At 43.2% G+C, this 23,307-nt stretch carries 20 protein-coding genes and 1 pseudogene; 19 read left to right on the plus strand and 2 right to left on the minus strand.

Features of this window, described 5'->3' with window-relative positions; genetic code table 11:
- The first annotated feature begins 4 nt into the window (after nucleotides 1-4).
- The gene (gene thiC / locus WC676_05665; GenBank protein ID MFA5060097.1) at nucleotides 5-1,825 is read left to right on the plus strand and encodes a phosphomethylpyrimidine synthase ThiC; all 1,821 of its coding nucleotides are present in this window, start codon (nucleotides 5-7) and stop codon (nucleotides 1,823-1,825) included.
- A 93-nt stretch (nucleotides 1,826-1,918) separates the two neighbouring features.
- Here the strand turns inward: thiC and WC676_05670 are convergent, their stop codons facing one another.
- The gene (locus WC676_05670) at nucleotides 1,919-3,751 is read right to left on the minus strand and encodes a hypothetical protein (protein ID MFA5060098.1); all 1,833 of its coding nucleotides are present in this window, start codon (nucleotides 3,749-3,751) and stop codon (nucleotides 1,919-1,921) included.
- A gap of 244 nt (nucleotides 3,752-3,995) precedes the next feature.
- Between WC676_05670 and bioB the strand changes: the two genes are divergently transcribed.
- From bioB to WC676_05760, 18 genes and pseudogenes are all read left to right on the plus strand, one after another.
- Nucleotides 3,996-5,099 (plus strand): biotin synthase BioB, encoded by a 1,104-nt coding sequence (bioB, locus tag WC676_05675; protein ID MFA5060099.1) that lies wholly within the window; start codon nucleotides 3,996-3,998, stop codon nucleotides 5,097-5,099.
- A gap of 110 nt (nucleotides 5,100-5,209) precedes the next feature.
- Entirely contained in the window at nucleotides 5,210-7,027 is a 1,818-nt protein-coding gene (locus WC676_05680) for a 2-oxoacid:acceptor oxidoreductase family protein (GenBank protein ID MFA5060100.1), read from the plus strand.
- Entirely contained in the window at nucleotides 7,024-7,941 is a 918-nt protein-coding gene (locus tag WC676_05685; GenBank protein MFA5060101.1) for a thiamine pyrophosphate-dependent enzyme, read from the plus strand. Before WC676_05680 ends, WC676_05685 begins: the two co-directional genes overlap by 4 nt.
- A 15-nt stretch (nucleotides 7,942-7,956) precedes the next feature.
- Entirely contained in the window at nucleotides 7,957-8,898 is a 942-nt protein-coding gene (gene trxB / locus WC676_05690; GenBank protein ID MFA5060102.1) for a thioredoxin-disulfide reductase, read from the plus strand.
- Nucleotides 8,899-9,007: 109 nt separating this feature from the next.
- A complete protein-coding gene (gene ubiE, locus WC676_05695; protein ID MFA5060103.1) occupies nucleotides 9,008-9,721 on the plus strand; it encodes a bifunctional demethylmenaquinone methyltransferase/2-methoxy-6-polyprenyl-1,4-benzoquinol methylase UbiE in 714 nt (237 codons plus the stop codon).
- Nucleotides 9,722-9,724: 3 nt separating this feature from the next.
- Nucleotides 9,725-11,137, plus strand: coding sequence for an isochorismate synthase (locus WC676_05700; GenBank protein ID MFA5060104.1), 1,413 nt, complete (start codon nucleotides 9,725-9,727; stop codon nucleotides 11,135-11,137).
- Nucleotides 11,137-12,792, plus strand: a complete 1,656-nt coding sequence (gene menD, locus WC676_05705; GenBank protein ID MFA5060105.1) for a 2-succinyl-5-enolpyruvyl-6-hydroxy-3-cyclohexene-1-carboxylic-acid synthase — start codon at nucleotides 11,137-11,139, stop codon at nucleotides 12,790-12,792. The genes WC676_05700 and menD overlap by 1 nt, the downstream gene beginning before the upstream one ends.
- Nucleotides 12,782-13,069, plus strand: coding sequence for a hypothetical protein (locus tag WC676_05710; protein MFA5060106.1), 288 nt, complete (start codon nucleotides 12,782-12,784; stop codon nucleotides 13,067-13,069). Before menD ends, WC676_05710 begins: the two co-directional genes overlap by 11 nt.
- Nucleotides 13,070-13,092: 23 nt before the next feature.
- Nucleotides 13,093-13,767 (plus strand): annotated as a pseudogene (locus tag WC676_05715) (class I SAM-dependent methyltransferase).
- Between the two features lie 60 nt (nucleotides 13,768-13,827).
- On the plus strand, nucleotides 13,828-14,682 hold the full coding sequence (locus WC676_05720; GenBank protein ID MFA5060107.1) for a nucleotide-binding protein: 855 nt from the start codon (nucleotides 13,828-13,830) through the stop codon (nucleotides 14,680-14,682).
- A 69-nt stretch (nucleotides 14,683-14,751) separates the two neighbouring features.
- Nucleotides 14,752-16,365: a funZ protein gene (locus WC676_05725; GenBank protein ID MFA5060108.1), complete on the plus strand. Its 1,614-nt coding sequence runs from the start codon at nucleotides 14,752-14,754 to the stop codon at nucleotides 16,363-16,365.
- 74 nt (nucleotides 16,366-16,439) lie between these two features.
- Nucleotides 16,440-17,045 carry a hypothetical protein gene (locus tag WC676_05730; GenBank protein MFA5060109.1) on the plus strand — a complete coding sequence of 202 codons (606 nt, stop codon included), beginning with the start codon at nucleotides 16,440-16,442 and terminating at the stop codon, nucleotides 17,043-17,045.
- A gap of 77 nt (nucleotides 17,046-17,122) precedes the next feature.
- Nucleotides 17,123-17,458, plus strand: a complete 336-nt coding sequence (locus WC676_05735; GenBank protein MFA5060110.1) for a hypothetical protein — start codon at nucleotides 17,123-17,125, stop codon at nucleotides 17,456-17,458.
- 163 nt (nucleotides 17,459-17,621) lie between these two features.
- The gene (locus tag WC676_05740) at nucleotides 17,622-18,587 is read left to right on the plus strand and encodes a permease (GenBank protein ID MFA5060111.1); all 966 of its coding nucleotides are present in this window, start codon (nucleotides 17,622-17,624) and stop codon (nucleotides 18,585-18,587) included.
- 22 nt (nucleotides 18,588-18,609) lie between these two features.
- Nucleotides 18,610-19,422 carry a 1,4-dihydroxy-2-naphthoyl-CoA synthase gene (menB, locus tag WC676_05745; GenBank protein MFA5060112.1) on the plus strand — a complete coding sequence of 271 codons (813 nt, stop codon included), beginning with the start codon at nucleotides 18,610-18,612 and terminating at the stop codon, nucleotides 19,420-19,422.
- Nucleotides 19,423-19,563: 141 nt separating this feature from the next.
- On the plus strand, nucleotides 19,564-20,448 hold the full coding sequence (locus tag WC676_05750; GenBank protein ID MFA5060113.1) for a 1,4-dihydroxy-2-naphthoate polyprenyltransferase: 885 nt from the start codon (nucleotides 19,564-19,566) through the stop codon (nucleotides 20,446-20,448).
- Complete coding sequence (menC, locus tag WC676_05755) at nucleotides 20,445-21,410, plus strand: o-succinylbenzoate synthase (GenBank protein ID MFA5060114.1); 966 nt, start codon at nucleotides 20,445-20,447, stop codon at nucleotides 21,408-21,410. Before WC676_05750 ends, menC begins: the two co-directional genes overlap by 4 nt.
- Nucleotides 21,407-22,903: an AMP-binding protein gene (locus WC676_05760; GenBank protein MFA5060115.1), complete on the plus strand. Its 1,497-nt coding sequence runs from the start codon at nucleotides 21,407-21,409 to the stop codon at nucleotides 22,901-22,903. Before menC ends, WC676_05760 begins: the two co-directional genes overlap by 4 nt.
- On the opposite strand, the gene WC676_05765 is transcribed toward WC676_05760, so the two are convergent.
- The gene (locus WC676_05765; GenBank protein MFA5060116.1) at nucleotides 22,881-23,288 is read right to left on the minus strand and encodes a thioesterase family protein; all 408 of its coding nucleotides are present in this window, start codon (nucleotides 23,286-23,288) and stop codon (nucleotides 22,881-22,883) included. The two genes, WC676_05760 and WC676_05765, sit on opposite strands and share 23 nt — an antisense overlap.
- Nucleotides 23,289-23,307: the final 19 nt, after the last annotated feature.

Genomic DNA, 23,307 nt, shown 5'->3' on the forward strand with positions numbered 1-23,307 from the left:
GATCATGATCGTCCAAACAAAAAAATCCCGTCGGAAAATCCCTGTTGTCAAAAAACAAAAAGCCCTTTCGGATTTTACGCTTAAGTATAAACCCTTGCCAGGCTCTAAAAAAGTTTATGTTAAAGGTAAGGCCTTTGAAGGCATTCAGGTCCCTTTTAGGGAGATTTCCCAGGCACCAAGCGTAACAGTAGAAAATAAAAAAGTTTCTAATCCACCTCTTCGTTTATATGACACTTCCGGCCCGTACACGGACCCGGCTGTTAAAATTGATATTCGCCATGGATTGCCCGAACTTCGCAAGAAATGGATCCTGGATCGCGGTGATGTTCAAGTGTTGTCCTCACCGACGTCTCAGTACCGCAATGAACGCGAAGCCGACGCGCGCCTTTCCGATATTCGATTTCCCATCGTAAAGAAACCTTTGCGAGCTAAGAAAAATAGCAATGTTACCCAAATGCATTATGCCAAAAAGGGAATTGTGACCGCGGAAATGGAATTTATCGCGATCCGCGAAAATTGCCAGCCCGAATTTGTCCGCGATGAAGTTGCCCGCGGGCGCGCTATTATTCCGGTGAATATCAATCACCCCGAGAGCGAACCCGTTATTATCGGAAGAAATTTCTTAGTGAAGATTAATGCCAATCTCGGTAATTCCGCGTTGAGTTCAAGCATCATTGAAGAAGTTGAAAAAATGACTTGGGCCATTCGTTGGGGCGGTGATACGGTGATGGATCTGTCGACCGGAAAAAATATCCACGAAACACGAGAATGGATATTGCGCAATTCTCCGACTCCTATCGGGACTGTCCCTATTTATCAAGCCTTGGAAAAAGTAGACGGTAAAGCTGAAGAGTTGACTTGGGAGATCTACCGGGACACTTTAATTGAACAAGCCGAGCAGGGTGTTGATTACTTTACGGTTCATGCGGGGGTTTTACTTCGCTATATTCCGCTGACCGCACAACGGAAAACCGGAATTGTTTCTCGCGGCGGTTCGATTTTAGCTAAATGGTGTTTGGCGCATCATAAAGAAAATTTTCTTTATACGCATTTTGATGAGATCTGTCAGATCATGAAACAATATGATGTAAGCTTTAGTTTAGGAGACGGCTTGCGTCCGGGAAGCATTGCCGATGCCAATGATAAGGCGCAATTTGCCGAACTTGAAACTTTAGGAGAGCTCACGAAAATTGCTTGGAGCCATGATGTGCAGACTATGATCGAAGGCCCGGGCCATGTTCCGATGCATTTGATCAAAGAGAATATGGATAAACAGCTTTCTATTTGTCAAGAAGCGCCGTTTTATACATTAGGGCCTTTAACAACTGATGTTGCTCCGGGATATGACCATATTACATCCGCTATTGGCGCGGCGATGATCGGCTGGTTTGGCACGGCGATGCTGTGTTATGTGACGCCCAAAGAACATTTAGGGCTTCCCAATAAAAAGGATGTGAAAGACGGAATCATTGCTTATAAAATCGCGGCGCACGCGGCCGATCTGGCCAAGGGGCATCCGGGCGCGAAACTATGGGACGATACGCTTTCGCAGGCCAGGTTTGAATTTCGCTGGAAAGATCAGTTCCATTTAAGCCTTGATCCGGAAACAGCCGAAGAATTTCACGATGAAACTCTTCCGGCCGAAGGGGCAAAATTGGCTCATTTCTGCTCGATGTGCGGACCGAATTTTTGTTCGATGAAGATCACGCAGGATGTCCGCGATTACGCCAAAGAACATGCCTTAGATGAAAAAAACGCGGTTGATCAAGGCATGAAGGAAAAATCGGAAGAATTTAAAAAAGGCGGCAATAAGATCTATAAATAAAATTTAAAGTTAAGCTGGAAATTTGGGAGAAATAGAGAAGCGCCCGCCAAGAATCTTGGCGGGCGCTTCTCTTATTATTGTTATCTTGCTGAATTATGCGGCCGGAATAAAAGCGGAGTGGCCGGAAAAAACTTCGGTGTATTTCGCGATCAGATTCTCTAAATCCTTGTAGAGCGCTTCAAGTTCTTCGAGCATTTTGGTTCTGAACTTTTCCGCTTCACCGCACATCTTTGGAAAAAGTTCCCGGTAATAATTGATGCCCTTGATCAAATTCGCTCTAAATTCCAATAAGTATTCGATCTGCTTTTCGGTCGGTTTAGGTAAGAACTTTTTAATTTCACCTTCAAAGAATTTAATATTGATCTGTAATTCTTTAATGAACATATGCGGGCGATAGGTTGAATTTAAGAAATTCGCTCGTCCGTAAATATGACTGACCATATCGGCTAAAGTCATGATCTTGGAGAAATAGGCAATGTTCGGCCCGGGGCAAACGGCCGGAAAAAGTTTTCGCCGGACGGCAATGCTATTCTTTAAAAGAGCGCCTTCGCCCAGGTCATTACAGATACACGCTTTTTTTGTGACCTGGTCATAAATTCTTTGGAAAGTCGTGCTTTCTAAATTCAGCGTTCGCAGATGATCGATCTTGAATTTTTGGTAAAGCCGCGATGCTGTGCAAATCGGTAAAGGCGTAAATTCGGTATTGGAAACCAGATGTCCCTTAGGGCAGCTGCTTCCGGGGCGCCCTTTTTCGTTACGCTGATCTTTTTCGGCATCGCTTAAAGAACCACGCAGGTTATTGAACGGAACGCCCAAAGGTGAAACTTCGCTGGTATAAATGTCATTTTCGCCCGCGTTGGCAAGTTTTTGAAGTGTTTCTTCATCGACATTGGTTGCTTCCGGAACTAAAAGAAAAGGCGAGCCCCAGCCGGTGGAATCAATTTGATAATTCTCGCGGACAAATTTATCTTCGGTTGCCGTCCCGATGCCGCCTTGTGCTGTGATGCGCACCGGATGCGGCTTAGGGAAACTAATTTTATTTTTAAGCTTTAAAGCCTGATCATACATATCGTGAAGAGTTGTGATCAGTTCCTGCCTTTTTACCTTGAATTCTTCCATAATGGGCCCCATCAGCTCGCCGGCCGCCGGAAAAACGTGCCCGCCGCAATTTAAACCGGACTCAATGCGGTATTCGGAAACCCATAAGCCTTTTTTGGCGAAGAATTTTCCCTGAGTTAAGGCAGAGCGAAAATCGCTTACTTTAAGGACAATTTTCTTCTTGATCTCACCGGCCGCATCGGCATAAAAATCTTTAAAATTTTCCGCGTAGGTGTAAAGCCGGCGGTTAATTCCGGCCGAAAAAACAATAGCAGAATCAAGCGTGCTCATGGCGTATCCGCGCAGCGCCGACAAAGCATCAGAAAATTCAACGGGAAGTTCTTTTTCGTTTTTGTCAAAATTGATCCGGTCAACCTTGGTCATGATGTTGACATTGATCTTTCCGGTGGTAATTTCACTGCGAAGCTCATTTTGAAGCGTAAGCTTTAACTTTGGATTGACTTCCTGAAGCATTTTTCCATATTTTGCTTTTAAAGGAGCGCTGTCAGGAAGAAGCTCGAAGTATTTGGTGATTTCGGTCCCGGGTTCAAAGGCGGATGCCTTTAATTCTTCAAATTGTTTTTTAACGATACGGTCGATCAGGTTTAAATATGCGGTAATGCGGCGCGCGCGGTAATCTTCCTCGTCTTTGGCGATGGGGATATACGGCTCTTTTAAAAGCGTGCAGTAATATTCCCGCATCTGCTCAATGAGAGTGTCATCAACCAGGGAAATGACCGAGGAGATTCCGTACCTTGCTACTTTAACGGGGGTGTCAATGGAAAATCCCGTCCCCATGACAGGGATATGGAAAGTGTGTTGGCTCATTTTATATATACGCGCGTTTTAGGCCTCGCGCGATAAGGGGCACTTTTCTGGGTGTATTATATACGAACAATGCCGTTTTCCAAAGGAATATATTTCGCATCAGCGGTTCTTTTAGAAACTCTTTGGAGGTTTCCGGCGCTTCTTAGATCATTAAAAGATTGCTTTATTAAAAGTTCTATACTAAAATACCCCCCAATTGTACTGGATGAAATGTTTTCCTCAAAGCGAAATTTGGAATAATTTTATGGATAGAACGTTTTACGCAACACTGGCCCAAAAAAGCATAAGCGGCGAATCTCTTTCGCGTCAAACAGCCTTAGAAATATTGGAGTCGGGCGAGATAGAATTACTGCCGCTTTTGGATGCCGCCTTTGAAGTGCGCAAGAAATTCACCGGAAAAGAAGTCAAGATCCATATTATCAATAACGCGCAAAACGGCGCGTGCCCTGAAGACTGCCACTACTGCGCCCAATCAAAAAATTCCAAAGCCCCCATTGAAAAATACCGCATTAAAAGCGACGAAGAGATCTTAGCCGAAGCCAAAGAAGCGTATGAGTCCGGCGCCTACCGTTATTGCATGGTTTTTGCCGGACGCGGGCCCTCAGATGCGCGCATCGAGCATCTGTCACGACTGATCCGCGAGATTAAATCAAAATATCCCGTTCAGGTTTGCGTTTCCGCGGGACTTTTGGATTCCCAGGATAAAGCTCAAAAACTAAAAGATGCCGGCCTCGACCGACTCAATCATAATTTAAATACTTCCGAAGATAATTATGCGAATGTTTGCTCAACGCATACCTTCGATGATCGCCTGAATACTTTAAAACTCGCGCAGAATGTGGGCTTAGAAATTTGTTCGGGCGTGATCGTCGGGATGGGTGAACAGCGCAAAGATATTGTTGACCTGGCGTTTAAATTTCGCGAACTTAATGCGCCGTCTATTCCGGTCAACTTTTTGATTCCCATCGACGGAAATATTTTAACGGCAAAAAATGCCTTAACGCCTGAGTATTGTTTGCGTGTCTTATGCCTCTTTCGTTTTTTAAATCCAAAAGCAGAAGTGCGCGTTGCCGCCGGTCGGGAAGGGCATTTACGAAGCATGGAAGTGATGTCGCTTTATCCGGCAAACTCTTTATTTATGGATGGATATTTGAACACCAAAGGCTCAAGGCGTACCAAGACGTTACGGATGATCAAAGACGCCGGATTTACCATTAATTCCACCCGCCAGCTCGAGGAACTTTTAAAACAAGAATCCGCATCAGAAGAAGACTTTATCGTCGAGGATCAGCAGGCTATTTTAAAAGATCTAAACGACCTAAGGCCGCTTTTACCCGCTAAAAAATAGCCGATCTTTTTCCGCACGAAAGTTATGATTTTTATTGCCAAAGTTAAGCAAAATGTTATAGTAAGCCCTAGCCTGCAGTATCCAAATTTACGAGAAGGAAAAGGACATTCATGGTTACAAAAACTGTAGAGAAAAAACGCATTTCGCGTTTTGAAATTTTGATGGATGCCGGTTTTGGCGCGCAAAGCGCCGGCGATATTTTGATCAAGGCCTTTGCCAGAACAGGCAAGTTCGTTTACATCGAGCCGATGATCCCCGCCGAGATCAGCCCGCCGCCACGCACGCGTCCGGCTTTGTCGGGTGCGATCATCCGTGTTGCGGATTTCGATATTACCAATATCGGAAATAATACCGACCTCATCTTAGCCGCGCATGAAATTGTGTTAGACCGCCGTTTTGATGATGGGGAAAGCAATCCGCAAGCAAAAATACTTCTAGATGTCGGCGACCAGTCCGCCAATAAAGATTCCTACGAAAAAGTCTTAAAGCGCGTTAAAGACGCTGGGCTTACCGTTATTCCGTTTGAGTTAGACGCCGAATCTAACGCCATTATCCGCAGTCTGGGAAATTCCGGAAAAAATATGTATTATATCGGCATGCTGGCAGCGATCTACAACACGCCGCATGATGCCATCATTACTGAGATTAAAAGAACATTTGGTAAAAAACTCTCCGAAGAAGTCTTAAATAAAAATATCAGCCTTTTTCATAACGGCTATAAATACGCGGAAGACAACATTGCACTTTCCTATGAAGTTGCCGGAACTGTGCGCAGCACCGAAAAGATCTTGATCGACGGCAATACTTCGCTTGCCATGGGTATTATTGACGCGGGAATAAAAATTTTCGCCGGTTATCCCATTACACCGGCTTCATCCATTATGCACACCTTAGCAAAAGTTTTTCCGTCCTACGGCGGCATGGTGCATCAGGCAGAAGATGAAATTAGCGCGATCGGTTCCGCCATCGGTTCTTATTTTGGCGGTGTTCCGTCTATTACCGCGACGTCCGGGCCGGGGCTTTCTTTAAAACAAGAATTTATCGGTTTTGCTTCTTCAGCGGAAATTCCTTTGATCGTTATTGACGCCCAGCGCGGCGGGCCGTCCACCGGACTGCCGACGAAAACGGAACAATCCGATCTTTTAGCGGCGGCATTTGGCTCGCACGGCGACGCACCCAAAGTTGTTTTGAGCGTTGCCAACGTCATTGATTGTTTTTACGCTCCGACCGTGGCCCGATATATCGCCGAAAAGTTGAGAATTCCGGTTATGCTGATGACGGATTTCCAAACAGCCAATAGTTATAAGGTCATTGATAAACTTCCCGTGACCCAACTTGACGATATTAACAAGATCCCGGATTTTGTTTTAGAACGTTTTCATATGAAAAGACTGCCGGATACTATTGAAATGGTTTGCGCCAATCAGGCAGACCCCGGAACGCCGGAAATGATGCGCCGGGTCACCGGGCTTAACACTGACGCGAAAGGCGTTGTGAGTCATTCCGGCGCTACTAGTCTTCGTTCTCATCAAATCCGCGGCGAAAAAGTTCATCATGTGCAACGCGCTTTGACCAAGCCGGAAATGTTCGGCAAAGAAAGCGGAGATCTCTTGGTGGTTGGCTGGGGAAGTACTCGCGGTGTTATTGAAGAAGCCATTGATATGTGCAAAGGCGAAAATCTTTCCGCTTCAGGAATGCATTTAAAGATCGTCCACCCGCTACCTTTGATGCTCAAAGACATTTTCACGAATTTTAAAAAGGTTGTTACCGTAGAAGTGGCTTACGGCGACGAATTAGCGCCGCCACCATTAGCGCTTTTGTTGCGCAGTGCGACATTAGCGGATGTTCAGCCGGCTTTAGCCCGTCCGACGGGTCGCCCCATCACGCCGCGCGGTATTTTGTCTAAAATTAAGGAGATCTTAAAATGAGCGCTCCTGCTGAAAATAAATTACCACAACCTGTAACCATTAAAGACTTAAACACCGATAATCCGCGTTGGTGCGTTGCCTGCGGCGATTTCGGTATTCTTATGGGAATAAAGCGATTTATCGTTGATGCCGCTCTTCGTCCGGAAAAAACAGTGAACATTTCCGGCATTGGCTGTTCCGGCCGCGCGCCGAACTACATCAACACCTACGGTATTCATGGTATTCATGGGCGCCCCATTACTCTTGCCATGGGGCTGGCTTTAGCGCGCCCTGATCTAAATCTTTTTGTGGAATCCGGCGACGGCGATGCCTTAAGTATCGGCGGAAATCATCTCATTCACGGCATCAATAAGAATTTCAAATGCGTTTTTCTTCTTTTTGATAATGAACTTTACGCCTTAACGAAAAGCCAGACTTCTCCTACAACTCGAAAAGGGCACAAAACCAATACACAACCTTTCGGAACGTATCTCGAGCCGCTTAATCCGGTTCGCCTTGCGCTAGGCATCGGCGCGTCTTTTGTGGCGAGCACCACCGACTGGATGCCGGATCATTTGGCCAGCACGTTAAAAGCGGCGTTCGCCCATCCGGGTTTTGCCTTTGTTCATATTTCTCAGCGCTGTCCGCATTATGACGAAGCGAATTTTGATCATAAAACCAGTTCTTGGTTTTCTTTCTTGACGCATGAAAATGGAATTGCCGCCGACAAACGCCTTTCGGATAAAACCGAAGTGATCGTTCACGACCCAAGCCAGATCACCAAAGCGTTCGAATATGCTGAAAGTCCTCGTCGGCATTACGGGCTTTTTTATCAAGACGCTAAAAAAGCTCGCTACGATGCAATTCTGCAAAATCAAACGAAGAGTGCAGAACAAAAACCTCGCGATAAAATTCTCGACCGATTTCTTTTATAAAATAGGAAGATCCTGATGGCAAATATTGAAAATGTGGTGATCGTCGGTTCCGGCCCGGCCGCTCATGCGGCCGCCATTTATACCGGACGCGCTAAGCTTGACCCTTTGCTTTATGAAGGATTTTTAGCGGGCGGAATTGCCGCCGGCGGACAGCTCACCACCACCACCGAAGTAGAAAATTATCCCGGATTTCCCGAAGGGATCAGCGGCCCGGAACTGATGCAAAGAATGCGTGAACAATCCATTAAGTGCGCCACGCGTATCAAAACCCAAACCGTTACCAAAGTTGACCTCACAGCAAAACCTTTCAAAGTTTTCATTGATTCCGAAGTTGTTTTAACCAAAACCTTGATCATTGCGACCGGCGCCACCGCCAAACGCATGCATGTTCCGGGCGAAGAACAGCTTTGGCAGCGGGGAATTTCCGCCTGCGCGGTTTGCGACGGCGCGCTTCCCATTTTTCGTAATAAAGTCTTAGCGGTGGTGGGCGGCGGCGATTCGGCGGCGGAAGAATCCACCTATTTAACGAAATTCGCCAGCAAAATAGTTCTTTTGGTGCGCCGCGATGTTTTACGCGCGTCCAAAGCCATGCAAGAACGCGTTTTATCCGATAAAAAAATAGAAGTTCTCTGGAATACCGTTTTAGTTGATGTTGTTGGCGATAAAGCCCTTTCCGGCGTGAAGATCAAAAACGTCAAAACCAACCAAGAAAGCACGCTGGAAGTCGGCGGGCTTTTTTACGCCATCGGCCATCAACCCAATACCGCGTTTTTAGAAGGTCAACTCCAGCTAGACGAAACAGGCTACATTTTAACCAAACCGGGAACCACTCAAACCAATATTCCCGGTGTTTTCGCCTGTGGCGATGTGCAAGACAAGGCCTATCGCCAAGCCATTACCGCGGCCGGTTCGGGCTGTATGGCGGCTTTGGAAGCCGAACGCCTGCTTAATCATTAAGATTTTTCTCGCCCAGTCCTCCCGTCATTTCCATTGTCATCTTTTCAAGAATATGTTAGTATAACCCCGTAATTCACAACAACTTAAAGCGAAACTGCGCAAGAAACCTATGGACAATCTCCCTTACTCTAAGTCAGAATCCTGGAAAATGTTCGATAAGATCTCCGGCCGATATGATCTGCTCAATCGGCTTTTATCATTTGGGCTGGATATCGGCTGGCGCAAGAAAATCGTCTCCTTTCTGCCCCCAAAAAACGATTTAACCATTCTTGATCTTGCCACCGGAACCGGGGATGTTCTGCTTTATCTTTTTGAGCAGACAAAATCCATCAAAATAGCTTACGGCATTGATCTTTCGGAAAAAATGCTTCTGATTGGCCAAGAAAAGATAAAGACGCGCAAGTTAGAAGCACAGATCATCTTAAAAAACGGCGACATTAATCAAATCCCGTTTGAAGAAAATTATTTTGACGCGGCAACCATTGCGTTCGGAATTCGTAACGTGGTCAATCCAAAACAGGTTTTAAGTGAAATGTTGCGTGTTTTAAAGCCGGGCGGACGGGCGATCATATTAGAATTTGCTATTCCCGAAAACGCTTTAGTGCGCCCCATTTTTACCTTTTATTTGAGAAAAATTTTGCCCGCCGTCGGCGCGCTTATTTCCGGAAATCTTAAAGCCTATAAATATCTTAATCAAACGGTAGAAACGTTTATGTACGGCGAAGAATTTTGCCAAGCGATGGGTGCTTGCGGTTTTCTTAATGTCCGCGCTCACCCCCTGACGTTTCAAACGGCGATGATCTATACAGGTGAAAAACCCTAAGCGATGAGTCAGGCGATCGAAGAAAAACAAATTTTAACCTTTAATGAAGCGAAAGAGTTTTGCGCCGGAGAAATACGACGCCTTGCCGAAGAGCTTCCTTTAGGCAAAAACCGCATCATTCGTTTTGAAGTTAAAATTAATTCTGCCGATCTACCGCAGTTTTTAGCGTCTAACGCGTCAAATTCCAAAATTTACTGGTCCAGCCGTGAATCGTATTTGCCCGACCGGCAGGGAAGTTTTGAAACCGCGGGCTTAGGAATTTCTTACGCGCTTTCCGGAACCAGCATCATTGATTACGATGCCATCTTTCACGAATTGAACCGGTATCTGTCCGGCGATAACAAGAATGTTAAGTTTTTTGGCGGAATAGCGTTTAACCATACCTCAATCGATAAAAACTGGGAAGAATTTGGAAGTTATCGTTTTGTTTTGCCTCGTTTTGAAGTTCTTAAACGTAATCAGCAAACATTTTTTGCCTGTAATGTTTTCGGAAATGTTTTTAGCGCCCGGGAAGCCGAAAGAATTCTTCAAGAATTAGAAAGCCTAAAATGCCCAAATGAAAAAACATCTTTGATGTTTCCGCGGCTTATTTCCCGTAGCGATGAACCAAAGAAATCCGAATGGATAAAAAAAGTTGATGCGCTCATCAAACGTCTTAAGAATAAAACTTTAGAAAAAACGGTCTTAGCGCGCCAATCGGTCTTTGAATTTGCCGAAAATCCCGATCCCTGGGCTATTCTTAGAGAACTTAAAAGTATTTCTCCCGATTGTTTTCATTTTTGTTTTTCACCTATTGATGCGGCCGCTTTTATCGGCGCTTCGCCCGAAAGGCTTTATAAGCGCGACGGAAAAACGGTTCGAACCGAGGCTATTGCCGGAACGCGTCCGCGCGGGCGATCATCGGAAAGTGATTCAAAATTAAAACAGGAACTTCTTAATTCACCCAAAGAACTTAAAGAACATCAATTTGTGGCCGAAGCTATTGAAGATGCGCTAGAGCAGGTGTGCACGCGTTGGGATATGGAAACAAAATCCACTCTTTTGGCGCTTAAAAGCGGGCAACATCTTTTGACATCATTTAAAGGAAATCTTAAAAAAGATACCGATGATGCCGAAATTTTAAGTTTGCTGCATCCCACACCGGCGGTCGCGGGTTGTCCGACGGATAAAGCGCTTAAAGTTATCAAGCAATTTGAGCCGTTTAAGCGCGGTTGGTACGCGGCACCGGTCGGTTGGGTTGGTTTTGACAGTTGTGAATTTGCGGTCGGCATTCGTTCCGGGCTTATTTTAAATAATAAACTTTTCGTTTACGCCGGGGCAGGGATCGTGGAAGATTCAAATCCACAAGATGAGTGGGATGAAGTAGAAACAAAGATAGGAAGTTTTATTAAGATATTCGAAAGCAGTAAACTCTAATGACAAATTTAAATTCTATGTGGGCTGAGCTAATTATCGAAGAACTCATTCGAAACGGTGTCGATTATTTCTGCATCGCTCCGGGTTCGCGTTCGGCGCCTTTGACCATTGCCGCCGCGCGCAACAAACGTGCTAAAACTTTTGTTCATTTTGACGAAAGAGGATTGGCGTTTCACGCTTTAGGCTATACAAGTGCGACGCGAAAACCTTGTGTTTTGATCTGTACATCAGGCACGGCTGTGGGCAATTTTTTTCCCGCGATCATTGAAGCCTCGAAGAAAAAATTGCCCCTGATCGTCCTTACCGCCGATCGTCCGCCGGAACTTCAAAAAACCGGCGCTAATCAAACCATCGAACAAAATAATATTTTCGGAAAATACGCCAAATGGACTTTTGAATTTCCTTGTCCGACCCCGGAAATTAAGCCTGAATTTGTCTTGACCACAATCGATCAGGCGGTTTTTCAAGCCAAATCCGGAATGAAAGGCGTTGTGCATTTGAATTGCATGTTTCGCGAACCTTTGACGCCGAAAAAGACAGAAAAGCGTATAGCGTATAGCGTTGAGCGTTTAGGGCCATACACGACATATGAGAAACTAGACGCTATCCGCTACACGCTAGACGCTAAAACGCTCGATGCAATTAAATCGATTAAAAACGGTTTAATTGTCGTTGGCAAAATCCCCTTATCCGGTTCTCACGCGCAAGCTGTTTTACATTTAGCTGAAAAACTCCAATTTCCTATTTTTCCCGATGTAACGTCCGGTTTGCGCTTAGGGATTGATCATCCCAATCTTATTCATTATTACGACCTTCTCTTGGCTGAAAATAAGCTTAAAAACTTCAAGCCCGATGGAATTATCCATTTAGGCGGACGGATCACTTCTTCTCGCTATTACGAATTCATCAAATCCTTAAGCCCTAAAACCCTTAAGTCCTATATAACTGTTATAAGCCATCCCTTACGAAACGATCCCTTGCACATTGTTACGCATCGCATTCAATCTTGCGTAGGGCAGTTCTGCATGACAGTAAATGAAAAAATCCCTTCGCGGCCCCAATCCGCTCAGCTTTTGTCACTTAAGAAGCTTTCAGAAAGCACCAACTCGAAACTGACAAAACTGGAAAACTCGAAAACTTTAAGCGAAGAAGCCGTTGCTCGTCTTATTTCTCGTCTTATTCTCAAAAATTCCGGCCTATTTTTATCCAGCAGCTTGCCCGTGCGCCACATGGACACTTACGCCGCTTACGACGGAAATCCGGTCATCGTCGGCTCTAATCGGGGAGCAAGTGGCATTGATGGTACGATTGCCAGCGCGATTGGATTTGCAAAAGGATTAAATAACCCGACAACGCTTTTAATCGGCGACTTAGCATTTCTACATGATCTAAACTCTCTAGCAATGCTTAAAGATTTGAAAGTTCCGCTTACGATCGTCGTTCTTAATAATAACGGCGGGGGAATATTCCATAAACTTCCCGTATCGCAAGTCAAAGACGCGTTTATAAAATATTTTAAAACTCCGCATAACTTGAATTTTAAGCAAATAGGAAATGTTTTTAATTTAGAGAATTATGCGGTAAAATCGATGAAGGATTTTGCGCGAGCTTATAAAAACAAGGGAAAGAAAATAATAGTTTGCAATGGATGCTAAACCAATACGCTATTCAATTCTTGAAATCGTTGCTATCTTTGCCGCAGGAATTCTGCTTTGCGTTGCAATTCCTAAAGGCTTCTTGAATGATAAGCCGTTTCTTCTGTGGGCTTCGCTAACGTTATCGCTGTATCTTCTATTAAAAATCCTCCACCGAAAAAATAAAAACATTTTAAAAATGCAACCGGGATTTAAAATTGTTGCAAATATATTATTGATTGTATGGGCGCTATGCGGAGCGATGTTCTTTTTTCTCACAGTATTTTGTAATTTTTAAAACAAACAGCGACTGGCACGTTTTTAGAAGATCAAAAAAAGGAATTATTGTTATCAATGGATAAGAACAACCCAACAACGAAAAAGCGGGATTTTGATAAAGAAGCGGCCACCTGGGACACCGCGCAAAAGATCACTTTAGCCAAAAATATCGCCGGGGCTATTTTAAGCCAAGTCAAATTGACAAAAGAAATGGATGTTATGGATTTTGGCTGCGGCACCGGGCTTTTGGCTTTCCATATTCAGCCCCTGGTCCGCTCGGTCGTCGGTGTCGACAGCTCAAAGGGAATGTTGGATGCTTTTAATACCAAGATCCGCCAGAAGGATATCAAAAACGCCAAAACTTCTTTTGTGGATTTAAGCGCGGGAGATGTTTTAAACGGACGCTATCAGGCTATTATTAGCGGTATGACGCTTCATCATATTGAAGATGTTCCGGCGCTTTTGAAACGTTTCTTTGAAATTTTAACCAAAGGCGGACAACTCGCGCTGGTAGACTTAGATGAAGAGGGCGGCCTTTTTCATGAAAACAAAGACGGCGTTTTTCACAACGGGTTTAACCGGGAAAAATTGAAAGGCTTGTTAACGGATGCGGGCTTTGCCGATATCCGCGACACAACGGCCGCCCAAATGACCAAGTCCGCCGCTAACGGCGCGCTTAGAACATTTTCGATTTTTTTAATAACGGGGAGAAAATGAAGGTGAGTGGCGCGTATTTAAAAAGGTACGTGTCCCGGGAAATTTGTAAAGGAGATATAAATGGCGCCCAAAAGAAAAGAAATTACTAATCCAATTCCACAGCCTCCTTCAGTAAACCCCGAAAAAGGAATTGAATTGATAAAAAAGCAAATAGATCGCGGCAAGGATTTGCTTGCTAAAAGACCACTAAGAAAAGATGACTATCTTTCATGGGAAAATATTACACAGGCATGTCTCGAGAAATCGTTTGGTTTAAATTCACCAAATGTAAATAAGGTATTAGATATTGGCAAATACGGTGCTTTTCCTATGGGGGCAAGCGAAGATTATTGGGAAAATAGTAGGTCTGAGGATCTTTCGTCGCAAATCTCAATGTTAATAAGTCAAATTGAATTGCTTGAAATGGAGATATCGCTTTCTTCGGATACTAAGAGTGGACCAGTCATTCCTAGTCATTTGCCAGCAATTTCACGGAAAATATTCCTTGTCCATGGACATGATGATGGTATCAAAGAAGCGACAGCAAGATTTTTAGAGAAGTTGGGTTTAGCGCCAATAATCTTGCATGAGAAGCCAAATCAAGGAAGAACAATCATCGAGAAAATTTCTGATTATTCCGATGTAGGCTTTGCAGTTGTGCTGTTAACAGGCGATGATGTTGGCAGAATAAATGATGCAAAATGTGAGAACCTTCTTCCGCGTGCTCGCCAAAATGTAGTCCTTGAACTCGGGTATTTTTTAGGAAGAATTGGTCGGCAACGAGTATGTGCTCTCTATCAAAAAGGAGTTGAAATTCCATCAGATTATTCCGGCGTTCTGTTTATTCCTTTAGATGAGAGTGGTGCCTGGCGTGTGCAGTTGGCTAAGGAAATCAAAGCAACAGGTATTGACTTAGACATGAACAGCGCCATTTGAAATACTTGCAGAAAACAACTGACGCTATTTTTAAATTTAATTGAATTAAAAAATTTCGATGGAGAAGAAATGAAAAAAATAACTGAATTAAAATTAGGGTTTAGCGATGCGGAAAATTACAAACGCAAGGAAAATAAAGAGTTGTTTAATGCTATTTTTGTGAAAAATGTTTTTCTCGAGCAGCTAATGAGCCCTAGTTCATTTTTCTTGATTGGTGAAAAAGGTACGGGAAAAACCGCATATGCCGTCTACTTATCTAATAGTGTTTATCAAGGGAACAAGTCAGAGTTAAAATATATCAGAGAAACTGATTATCAAAAATTTGTCAACCTAAAACAAAAGCACCACCTTTTGCTATCGGATTATGAAAGCATATGGAAAGTTATTATCTTGTTACTACTAGCAAAGAGTATTAATGTCGAAGAATTAGAAGGCAACCCTTTTAGTAAGAACAAGAAATTTAAGATTATATTAGAAGCAATTGATGAATATTATAATCACGCATTCTCACCAGAGATATTAGCAGCTTTGAATTTGATTGAAAATTCAAAGATAGCGGCAGAACTGGTGTCAAAGCATTTAAAGGCAGGAGGCGAGCAGACTGCCCAAACTTCATTTCAAGAATCACGTTTTCAAGTGAACTTACTTTACTTGCAGCGTGAATTCGAAAGAGCCCTTAGCGACATAAAAACAAAAACACATCATATACTCTTCATCGATGGAATAGATATAAGGCCTGGATCAATTCCTTACGATGAATATCTGGAATGCATCAAGGGCTTAGGCAATGCTATTTGGAACCTGAACAATGATTTTTTTTCTCAATTAAAATACTCCAATGGTAGGTTTCGTGCAGTATTATTAATACGGCCAGACATATTTAATTCGATCGGTTTGCAAAATTCTACGAACAAGATATTAGATAATTCAGTTTTTCTTGATTGGAAAACCACATACCCAGATTACCGCCATTCACAAATCTTCGGACTTATTGATAGATTATTAAATGCTCAGCAAGGGAAAAAGTTCGAACATGGAGAGGCTTGGGATTTTTATTTCCCTTGGAAATCGCCTACCACAAGTCCAAGCAGAGGTCATGACCCATCGTTTTACAAATTACTACGTCTCTCTTATTCAAGACCGCGAGACTTAGTTACAATATTGAAAATTCTTCAACAGGTTGCAATTGAAGATAAAACCCAAGAAAATACGTTTTTCTCACTAGAGAACTTTGACAGTGACAAATTTCAAAATCGATATTCTGAATATCTTATGGGAGGAATAAAAGATCAGCTATCGTTTTACTATACAGACAAAGATTACGAATTCTTTTTAAAATTCTTTAATCATTTTGAAGGTAAAGGTAGATTTGATTACAATGAATATCTATCGGCTTACAAGAAATTTACTGAGGACATATTAAATTACCATACAGGAATTCCAGAATTTGTTGATAATCCGGATAAATTCTTACAATTTTTGTATGACACCAATATTCTTTGCTACATTGAGAATTCAAGATCAAGCAACCCATCTTTTAGCTGGTGCTATCGAGACAGAAGCCCGGCCAATATATCTCCAAAGGTAAAGAGTAACGTAAGATATGAAATACATTATGGCCTGCTGAAGTCTCTTAATTTAGGATTTGGAAGCAAAAAAAGAAAGAAATATGAAAAAGGGTGAAAAGGGGGACAGCGCCCGTTAATTTAATAAATAAAATTCTCGCAAATCGTTATTGACGGAACGGACATAGTTAAATGCAAATATTTCTAAAATCAAAAATTATTTTTATTGCGGCCTTTTCTCTGGCTTTTTACGGCTGTGTCGGAATCGGAGCACCTATATTAGACCCTTGGACAAATTCTCAAAATGTTGATGGGTTGCTTGCACATAACCGGCCGCTTCCTGCTGAACTTCTTATTGAAGCTACGATGGAGAATTGCAAAAGGAAAAATGATGAGCTCGGTCTGGCTCTCGCCTATAAAATGTTTGCAAATTTTTTGGAATCATCAACTGTAAAAAATTGGGAATACCATTATCGAAGAGACGGATTTATAATCGATAAAACAGTGACTTTCGATAACCGCCTGGATAAAGCCCGCGAATACTGGTATAAATCGTTGCATCTTTATCAAAAAAATAATGCGCATGCCGAAGAGTCCAATATATATGTCAATATTGCCACCTCCGACTTTTTTATTAAGAATGATCCTCAAACTGCCTGTCAAAATCTCGACTTAAGCCTTGAGGCTCATGTAAAATTTAGGAAAGATCATCCTGACAAGCCCATTATAATGGACAAGAGATTTAAAGATTTTCCTGATTACATCAAAGCCGCAAAAGAACAATTTGAGTGCAAATAAAACAAAACGGGCACAGCCCGTCTCGTCCGCTAAATTGCGAAAGGGTCAGTCCTCGATAAGAAAATGAGGCGAATAAAATGAAAAAATTTTTTCTTATATTCGGCTGGTTTGAGATCATCCTTGGCGGTTGTTTAGGCGTGTTTGCGTTATCCATCAGCCTCTTTGATCTTTTCACGATGCGCGCTGAAGGAGTTTACATCCTTGTTGGAATCTTGTTTTTATTACCGCTTTCTTTATTGCTTTTGGTTTCCGGTTTTATGCTCAAAAAGGGAAGCATTATCGGAAAAGCGCTGTCGATCGCGTCGGTTTTGATCATTCTTTTTCTTGTTTTAAGCTATTCTGCTTTTCTGCAGGATAGGAAAGATCATAGGGAAAAAATAAACACGCGTATTGAAGAGCAGAAGAATAAATAACCAAGATGCAATAACCTATGAGTAATAATTAGGGAACTACGGTTGATAGGATGAGTTGTGCGTTGTGAGTCGAGTTGTGAGTTTTGGGCGTGGGTAAACCCAAAAACACACAACACAAAACCTGACACAAAACTCATAACGCATCCCAATAACCAATAAAAATATGTTAAAAACTACCATCGATTATCTTTTTTATAGTGTTTTAAAGCTGCCGCTCGACTCACCCTCGGTTGAAATGGCGAACTTTTTTATCTACGATTCCATCAAGATCCTTTTGCTTTTATTTTCCATGATCTGGGTGATCGGGATCTTGCGCACCTTTGTTTCGCAAGAGAAGATCAAAGGCTGGCTGGGCCGCAGTAAAGGCGTGGGGAATTTATTCGCCTCAATTTTTGGCGCTATTACACCGTTTTGTTCGTGCTCGTCCATTCCGCTTTTTATCAGCTTTTTGAAAGCCGGTGTTCCTTTGGGCGTGACATTTTCCTTTTTGATCACCTCACCTCTGGTCAATGAATATCTGGTCGTTTTGATGATCGGGTTTTTCGGTTGGAAAATAGCCATGCTTTACGCGTTTTTCGGGATTTTTATCGGCGTTATGGCGGGAATGGTTTTAGGAATGATGAAACTAGAAAAAAATCTGGCGGCCGATATTTTTAACGCGCAGTACGCCGAAACGCCCGCAGCAGTTGCGACATACAAAAACTTCAAAGCGCGAGTTTTGTTTGGTTCAGGCGAGGCTGTCACGATCGTGAAACAACTTTGGGGCTGGGTTTTAGTGGGTGTCGCCATGGGCGCGTGGATCCACAATTACATTCCGCAAGAAATGGTCAATACCGTGGTGAGCAAAGCCGGGATCTTAGGCGTTCCGGCGGCGGTTGCTTTAGGCGTTCCGATGTACGGCGGCTGCGCGGCCATTGTTCCGGTGGCGGTTGTTTTATTCCAAAAGGGTTTTCCGTTAGGGACGGCGCTTTCCTTTATGATGGCGGTTTCCGCCCTTAGTTTGCCGGAAGCCATTATGCTTCGCCGGGTGATGAATTTGCGATTAGTAATCATCTTTTTTGCCGTGACAACCTTAGGTATTATCATTACGGGATATTTGTTCAACTTTTTGCAGGGGATCATTGTTTAACAAATTAAAGAAAGAGCAAAATATGAATTGGAAGCCATCAGGAAAATTTACAGATATTAAATACGTTAAATCCGAGGGAATAGCGAAAATCACTATCAATCGCCCGCAAGTGCGAAATGCGTTTCGGCCCTTAACGGTTCAGGAAATTTCTCAAGCCTTAAATGACGCGCGCGATGATGAAAGAATCGGCGTTATCATTTTAGCGGGTGAAGGAAAGCTGGCGTTTTGTTCGGGCGGCGATCAAAGCGTGCGAGGAAATGCCGGATATAAAGATTCTAAAGGCGTTCATCGGCTTAATGTTTTAGACCTTCAGCGTCAGATCCGCAGCTGTCCAAAACCGGTGATCGCGATGGTGGCAGGATACGCTGTTGGCGGCGGGCAAATACTACAAATGCTCTGCGACTTGACCATTGCGGCCGACAATGCGATCTTTGGCCAAACCGGCCCTAAAGTGGGCTCATTTGACGGTGGTTATGGCGCCAGCTACATGGCGCGCATCGTCGGGCAAAAGAAAGCGCGCGAGATATGGTTTTTGTGCCGACAATATAACGCGAAACAAGCTTTGGAGATGGGTCTGGTGAATACAGTTGTTCCTTTAAAGAATTTGGAAACGGAAACAGTGAAATGGTGCAAAGAGATTTTAGCCAATTCACCGATGGCCATTCGCTGTTTAAAAGCCGCGCTTAACGCAGATTGCGATGGACAAGCGGGCTTGCAAGAACTTGCCGGAAACGCCACGATGTTATTTTATATGAGCGAAGAAGGGCAAGAAGGCAGAAACGCGTTTTTAGAAAAGAGAAAGCCGAATTTTAGTAAGTTTCCGAAAAGACCATAGCTTAAAATTCCAATAACCAAGCAACAATAACCAAATAATGTTCAAACCTCAATTTACAAATTCCAATATGTTTGGTGATTGGATTTTGATTATTGGAATTTATTTGTACCTTGTATCTTGGGATTTGGTTATTAAATTAACATGAATCTTTCTGAATTAAAAAATTGGCTTTTAGCGATTCGCCCCAAAACTCTTCCGGCGGCGATAGCGCCGGTTATTATCGGTACGGCGATGGCGGCTTCCGACCATCGTTTTCATTTCTTTTCTGCCTTGGCCGCTCTTTTGGGTGCGCTTCTTATTCAAATTTTAGCCAATCTTACAAACGATTATTTTGATTTTAAAAAAGGCGCGGATACCAACGAACGCATTGGCCCAACGCGGGTGATGCAGGCGGGATTGATCAACTCTAAACAGATGAAGATCGCCATTGCCATTGTTGTTGGATTGATCGGTCTTGTGACGGCATTTTTATTCTTTCGCGGCGGAATTCCCATCGCGATCATTGGAGTTCTCTCTATCATTTGCGCGTTTCTTTATACCGCCGGGCCTTTTTCTTTAGGATATTTAGGTTTAGGAGAAGTTTTTGTTTTTATTTTCTTTGGGCTGGTCGCGGTTACCGGAACATATTTTGTTCAAGCACTCACTATAAAACCTATTGTTTTGATCGCGGGAATTGCGCCGGGGCTTTTATCCGTCGCTATCTTGACAGTTAATAATTTGCGCGATCTTGACCAAGACCGAAAAGCAGGTAAAAAGACTTTAGCTGTTCGTTTTGGGCGTGCCTTTGCCATTATGGAATACTTTTATTCAATTGTGATCGCCGCGTTCGTTCCGCTCATTTTATTTTTTATCACTGTTAGCCATTCGTACGCGTTGACCTCAATGATCATCTTACTTTTAGCCGCTCCGGCCATGCGAACCGTTTTTACCAAAACCGACGGGCCTGTGCTTAATGAAACCTTGGCTTACACAGGGCAACTTCTTTTTATCTACAGCCTGCTTTTTTCTTTAGGATGGATCTTGTGAACATAAAACAGATCGAAATCCTCAAATACAAACTTCCGCTTAAAATTCCGCTTATTTTCAAGAAGCATAGACTACGATTTCGTGAAGGATTTGTGATTGAAATTGCCGACTTAGAAGGGAATTTTGGGTTGGGAGAAATTTCTCCTTTGCCGGGATTTAGCCGGGAAAGTTTATCGATGGTTAAAAGGGAATTGTTTTTACTTAAAAAGCGGCTCCTGGGCGAAGAGCTTTCAAAAGATTTCTTGAAACTTGAAGGACGTTTTTTTAAATGGCTTGATCGCTACAAGCTTTCCGCTTCCGTGCGCTGCGGTGTGGAAATGGCCGTTTTAGACCTTTTGGAAAATAAAAAGAAGAACGCGGTTTCGGCGACAGTTCCGGTTGCCGGGCTTTTAACGGGAACAAAAGAGGAAGTTTGCCGCCACACAAAAGAATTGTTGGCGCACAAGTTCAAGGTTTTTAAACTGAAAATTGGACGCGGAACGCTCAAAGAAGAGATCTTAAAAACGAAAACAGTTTTGTGGCTCTTGGCGGGCAGGGCGAGCTTGCGCCTTGATTGCAATCGTCAATTCAGTTTTAAAGAAGCGGTCGAATTCGCTTCGCATTTTAAAGCCAAGGATCTTGAATATATCGAAGAGCCATTTGCGGATTTTAAACACATTCCCGAATTCTTTAAGAAAACCGGGATCGGAGTTGCTCTAGATGAAACGCTTCTTGAGATCGATCCGGCTGATCTAAAAAAGTTTTCCGGTGTTAAAGCACTGGTTTTAAAACCGACCATTCTCGGCGGATTTGAGCGCTGTATGCAATTCATTCGCGTGGCGAAAAAGCTAGGAATTGAATCTGTTATTAGCTCAAGCTTTGAAACAACGATAGGCTTAATGGCTTTGGCGCGTTTTGCCGCGAAAATTGACAAAAAAATCGCCCATGGCCTTGATACAGAAAAATGGTTCAAAGAACAATGAAAACGATTCCGTGCCCCTGGAGTGCTGCCGCAAAGAAATTTCCTCATCAGCCGGCGTTTATTCTTAAAAGCCGGCATGTTTCTTATCAGCAATTCGATCAGATCTGCGCGAAAACATTATTGACGCTGAAGGAATCCGGAATAAAGCCAAATGAACACATTGCCATTGTTTCACCCAATTCTTTTGAATATGTTGTTTTATTAGTAGCGCTCTGGCGGTTAAAAGCGGTCGCGGTTCCCATAAACACGCGTTTACCGGAAAAGGGAATTGCGGCGGCGCTTAAAAAGATAAGTGGAAGAAAGATTTTTCTCGCGCAAAAGGCAAATTTGCCTTTTGCGCAGCAGTTCCTGATCAGAGATTTTATTTATCCGCCGTGTTGTTGTGAATGCGAAGCAAAAGCGCAAAAGATTTCTTACGATCAAGACGCGACCATTGTTTTTACGTCAGGAAGCTCCGGTGAACCGAAAGCTGTTTTACATTCATTCGCAAATCATTTTTATAATGCTCTAGGGTCCAATAAAAACATTTCTCTTAAAATCGGCGACAGCTGGCTTTTATCCTTACCGCTTTATCACGTCGGCGGCTTAGGAATTTTATTTCGCGCAGCTCTTAGCGGCGCGGCTGTCATTGTTCCCGAAGAAAATGAAACCCTGGAAAGATCGATCAAGCATTATAAACCAACCCATCTTTCCTTGGTGGCGACACAACTTTATCGTCTTTTGCTCCGACGTCCCGATAAAAATGTTGGGAGTCGGAGTTCCGACCTTCTTGATAATGCTTCGCAAAGCGTCGGAAAAAATATCATCAGGGATCTTCAAAGGATGAAAGCTGTTTTAATTGGCGGAAGCGCGATCCCTGAAAACCTTATCAAAGGATCTTTCCGTCAAAAAATTCCCATTTATTTAACCTATGGATTGACTGAAATGGCGTCGCAAGTCGCGACAACAAAAAAGGGCTCAATAGATTCAGCAAAACCGCTTCAATTTCGAAAACTTAAAATCGCGAAAGACGGCGAGATATTAGTCAAAGGCGAGACATTGTTCAGGGGATATGTTTCCGGAGCTAAGGTCGCCCGCGCATTGACGCGAGACGGATGGTTTCCAACCGGCGATCTGGGACGATTTGACAGATCCGGCGCTTTGCATATTTTGGGACGCAAAGATAATATGTTCATTTCCGGCGGGGAAAATATTCAGCCTGAAGAGATCGAAAGGTCACTCTTGAAGCTTCCCGGAATTTCGCAAACCGTAGTCGTTCCGGTAAAAAATAATGAGTTTGGGTTTCGCCCGGTTGCCTTTATCAAAACAACGCATCAAGCAAAGATCAATTCTGAAAGAATAAAAACAGTTTTGCGAAAAACCCTTCCGGGATTTAAGATCCCCGACGCCTTTTATCCCTGGCCCAAAGATCTAAAAGAAAATTTAAAAATGAAACGGCTAAGTTTCCTGCAGATGGTGGGAAGCTGTAAAGTTACTTTAAAGAAAACTTTTTAAGCGTTGTTTTGAGTTTTTCGGGTAAGGGGATCTTCTTGCGTTTTTTTCCATCCAAAGAAACATGGACCGTTTTCGCTGTTCCGGCTAGCTTTTTATTTTTTGTGAAGATCTGATAGTCTAATGTAAAGGATGATTGGCCGATGTTTTTAACAGCAACGTAAACGTCAAGTGTTTCGCCCACTATAAGAGGGGCGTGATAATCGGCCTCGGCATGAACGATGACCAGAAGGACTTTATTGGCGCGGATCATCGAGGCTATTTCAAAGCCGATGGAATCAAAGAACATTTCAAAAGCGTCATGAACGATCTTGAATTGATTAGCAAAGAAAAGAATTCCGGCGGCATCTGTATCGTGAAGCTTTACGGTCGCGCGATAGGTAAACATGGTTCCTCCAATAGAAAAG

The organism is Candidatus Omnitrophota bacterium (genome assembly GCA_041649175.1).
Classification (GTDB): Bacteria; Omnitrophota; Gorgyraeia; order Zapsychrales; family JBAZNR01; genus JBAZNR01.

Bases quoted from the DNA above. Each gene is read 5' to 3' on its own strand.
- thiC (MFA5060097.1), top strand. From the start codon at position 5: ATGATCGTCCAAACAAAAAAATCCCGTCGGAAAATCCCTGTTGTCAAA.
- WC676_05670 (MFA5060098.1), bottom strand. From the start codon at position 3,751: ATGAGCCAACACACTTTCCATATCCCTGTCATGGGGACGGGATTTTCC.
- bioB (MFA5060099.1), top strand. From the start codon at position 3,996: ATGGATAGAACGTTTTACGCAACACTGGCCCAAAAAAGCATAAGCGGC.
- WC676_05680 (MFA5060100.1), top strand. From the start codon at position 5,210: ATGGTTACAAAAACTGTAGAGAAAAAACGCATTTCGCGTTTTGAAATT.
- WC676_05685 (MFA5060101.1), top strand. From the start codon at position 7,024: ATGAGCGCTCCTGCTGAAAATAAATTACCACAACCTGTAACCATTAAA.
- trxB (MFA5060102.1), top strand. From the start codon at position 7,957: ATGGCAAATATTGAAAATGTGGTGATCGTCGGTTCCGGCCCGGCCGCT.
- ubiE (MFA5060103.1), top strand. From the start codon at position 9,008: ATGGACAATCTCCCTTACTCTAAGTCAGAATCCTGGAAAATGTTCGAT.
- WC676_05700 (MFA5060104.1), top strand. From the start codon at position 9,725: ATGAGTCAGGCGATCGAAGAAAAACAAATTTTAACCTTTAATGAAGCG.
- menD (MFA5060105.1), top strand. From the start codon at position 11,137: ATGACAAATTTAAATTCTATGTGGGCTGAGCTAATTATCGAAGAACTC.
- WC676_05710 (MFA5060106.1), top strand. From the start codon at position 12,782: ATGGATGCTAAACCAATACGCTATTCAATTCTTGAAATCGTTGCTATC.
- WC676_05720 (MFA5060107.1), top strand. From the start codon at position 13,828: ATGGCGCCCAAAAGAAAAGAAATTACTAATCCAATTCCACAGCCTCCT.
- WC676_05725 (MFA5060108.1), top strand. From the start codon at position 14,752: ATGAAAAAAATAACTGAATTAAAATTAGGGTTTAGCGATGCGGAAAAT.
- WC676_05730 (MFA5060109.1), top strand. From the start codon at position 16,440: ATGCAAATATTTCTAAAATCAAAAATTATTTTTATTGCGGCCTTTTCT.
- WC676_05735 (MFA5060110.1), top strand. From the start codon at position 17,123: ATGAAAAAATTTTTTCTTATATTCGGCTGGTTTGAGATCATCCTTGGC.
- WC676_05740 (MFA5060111.1), top strand. From the start codon at position 17,622: ATGTTAAAAACTACCATCGATTATCTTTTTTATAGTGTTTTAAAGCTG.
- menB (MFA5060112.1), top strand. From the start codon at position 18,610: ATGAATTGGAAGCCATCAGGAAAATTTACAGATATTAAATACGTTAAA.
- WC676_05750 (MFA5060113.1), top strand. From the start codon at position 19,564: ATGAATCTTTCTGAATTAAAAAATTGGCTTTTAGCGATTCGCCCCAAA.
- WC676_05760 (MFA5060115.1), top strand. From the start codon at position 21,407: ATGAAAACGATTCCGTGCCCCTGGAGTGCTGCCGCAAAGAAATTTCCT.
- WC676_05765 (MFA5060116.1), bottom strand. From the start codon at position 23,288: ATGTTTACCTATCGCGCGACCGTAAAGCTTCACGATACAGATGCCGCC.